Origin of the sequence: uncultured Paraglaciecola sp. (assembly GCF_913020055.1) — a bacterium.
Classification (GTDB): domain Bacteria; phylum Pseudomonadota; class Gammaproteobacteria; order Enterobacterales; family Alteromonadaceae; genus Paraglaciecola.
Genome location: NZ_CAJWCF010000185.1, coordinates 1 through 2,801, shown reverse-complemented (window position 1 = coordinate 2,801; position 2,801 = coordinate 1). Strand labels below are relative to the sequence as shown.

The 2,801-nt window shown below is 40.5% G+C and carries 4 protein-coding genes; all 4 read right to left on the bottom strand.

Translation table 11 applies throughout. From position 1 onward, the window contains the following. Positions 1-147: 147 nt before the first annotated feature. On the bottom strand, positions 148-1,038 hold the full coding sequence (gene cysM / locus QZ488_RS21445; RefSeq protein ID WP_293752601.1) for a cysteine synthase CysM: 891 nt from the start codon (positions 1,036-1,038) through the stop codon (positions 148-150). A 146-nt stretch (positions 1,039-1,184) separates the two neighbouring features. Beyond that, complete coding sequence (locus tag QZ488_RS21440) at positions 1,185-1,442, bottom strand: DUF2442 domain-containing protein (protein ID WP_293752599.1); 258 nt, start codon at positions 1,440-1,442, stop codon at positions 1,185-1,187. Between the two features lie 9 nt (positions 1,443-1,451). After that, positions 1,452-1,712, bottom strand: coding sequence for a DUF4160 domain-containing protein (locus QZ488_RS21435; protein WP_293752597.1), 261 nt, complete (start codon positions 1,710-1,712; stop codon positions 1,452-1,454). 30 nt (positions 1,713-1,742) lie between these two features. Next, positions 1,743-2,801, bottom strand: a 1,059-nt coding sequence (locus tag QZ488_RS21430; protein WP_293752595.1) for a phosphoribosylformylglycinamidine synthase subunit PurQ, incomplete at its 5' end; no start/stop codon positions are given.

Sequence of the window (2,801 nt, the reverse complement as noted above, 5' to 3'; positions counted from 1 at the left end):
AGGCGCATAGCAGGCTACGGTCGCAACCAGCATCCTGCTTCGAGCGACACTTGCACATCCGTGTGCTACGCAACTTTTTCTACACGGCTGAAGGCGGACAAAAAGACCAGCAAGATTGGATGATTATTTGTTTCCATCTCCCTAGCCCTAACTTGGAAACACACCCGTTGATAGGTAACGATCCCCACGGTCACAAATAATAGCAACAATCACTGCATTTTTAACTTGTTTGGACAGTTGTAGAGCGGCATATACCGCTCCACCCGATGAAATCCCTGAAAATATCCCTTCTTTTGCGGCCAAGTCTCGCGTGGTATTTTCTGCCGACTCTTGATTGACCTCAATAATGCGATCAATATTTTCATCGCTATAAATTTTAGGTAAATATTCCTTAGGCCAACGTCTAATACCGGGTATCTTTGATTTCCCTTCCGGTTGTACACCTACAATTTGAATCTGTGAATTCTGCTCTTTCAAAAACTGAGATGTCCCAACAATCGTCCCGGTCGTACCCATTGCGCTGACAAAATGAGTCACTTCTCCTTCGGTATCACGCCAAATTTCAGGGCCGGTAGTTTGATAATGCGCTAATGGATTATCAAGGTTTGAAAACTGATCTAAAATACGGCCTTTACCTTCCGACTGCATTTTTCTTGCTAAATCTATCGCCCCTTCCATGCTCCCCGCCGCAGGCGTTAAGATAATTTCGGCACCATAGGCCTTCATAGAAGCAATACGCTCTGCGCTCATATTATCAGGCATAATCAAGGTCATTTTATAACCTTTAATTGCACTGGCCATCGCTAAAGCGATACCGGTATTGCCACTGGTTGCTTCAATAAGACTATCACCCGGCTTAATTTCCCCTCTTTGTTCAGCATGATTGATCATACTTAATGCGGGTCGATCTTTTACCGAGCCAGCGGGGTTATTGCCTTCTAATTTGACAAGAAGGATATTACTGGTATCTCCCGCTAATCTTTGCAATCTAACTAAAGGGGTATTGCCAACAAAAGACTCTATCGTTTTATAACTCATATGTGTTTTCAATTTTTTAACAAATTGCTGTTAGCTATCAAAAGTTAACTTATGTGGACTCCCCCTTTGAAAAATGGAGATTGAGGAGAATTTATTTAATAAAACTTCCCCCTAGTACCTCTTTTCCAAAGAGAGGGACTGAACACTTACATCAAAGAGCCATTATTTTGTATTTTGTTATATAACGTTTCTGGCGCAATATCCGCACCATTTGACCATGAAATAGTTCCACTTTCTATAATGGCATCTTTAAAAAATGATTTATCTTTCAATGGTAAAAATATCGGGCCTTTTTCTAGATAACCTGAAAAGTCGATATCCCCTTCAATTCCATCATCAAATTCCACATGAAATACATAATCTTTTTGATAGTGAATCTGTATTACATCATTCATATCCCACATATATATTCCTCACAATAAGGGAGTTATTTTATTAATCGCTTTACTATCTTTCGCTAGTTCCCAATCATCTTCTAATTCACAAACATGGAGATCAACCCATTCTCGTACTAACTTAGTTGCTGTCTTTGAAGCGAGGTCACCCTTTATAACATTTCCATTAAAATCAAAAACAGCTTTTTTTCCTGAGTATTCAGCATGAAAATGAGGAGGGTTATGGTCGTCATAATACATTCTGATTATTATTCCAAAAAATCTTGATATTTCGGGCATACCTAATCCTGGACAATATCAATCATACGTTTACCCAACCCAAACTCGAGCATTTCTAAACATCCGTAACCAGGCACCATCAGTTTCCCAGTCACTTGGATGCCATGAATTTTGCACCGTTCTAAAACAACGCTCAGGGTGTGGCATCATAATAGTAAATCGACCATCTGTTGTCGTTAACCCCGTTATCCCTTCAGGGGAACCATTTGGGTTAGCTGGAAAATCTGTCGTTGTTTGACCATAGTTATCAACATAGTTCAATGCCACCAATGCATTCTCAGCCAAATTATCATTAAATTCTGCTCGTCCTTCACCGTGAGCAATAACAACTGGTAGTGTTGAGCCTTCCATACCTTTCATTAAAATTGAAGGCGATGACTGCACTTTGACCATGGAAACTCTGGCTTCAAATTGTTCTGAATTATTACGTTTGAATTCTGGCCAGTGTTCAGCACCTGGAATAATATCTTTTAAGCCTGACATCATTTGACAACCATTACAGACCCCCAAACCAAAAGTATCAGAGCGTTTGAAAAATGCAGTAAACTCCTCTCTAGCTTGTGTATTAAACAGGATAGACTTGGCCCAGCCTCCACCCGCACCTAATACATCACCGTAGGAAAAACCACCACAAGCAACCAAGCCCACAAAGTCTTTTAAGCTGACTCGCGCATGGATAATATCACTCATATGCACATCAATCGCTGTAAACCCGGCTCGATCAAATGCAGCAGCCATTTCCACATGCCCGTTAACACCCTGCTCTCTTAGGATAGCTACTTTGGGTCGTTGCGTATATTTTTCAGCGATATTATCATTCAAATCATACGTTAATGTTGCAGATAAACCTGGGTCATTATCATCACTAATACGTTCAAACTGTTGCTTTGCACAATCAGGGTTGTCACGTAATGCTTGCATCTTATAACTGACTTCTGACCAAGTTTTCTGTAATTCTTCACGACTGGCGGAATAAATTTCTTGTCCTTGATAGGTAATATTTAATTGTTGCTGATGCTTTTCTAAAACCCACCCGATGAGATGGGTGCACTGTTCTAGACCTGCATCATTCAGAAAATCGATGACCTC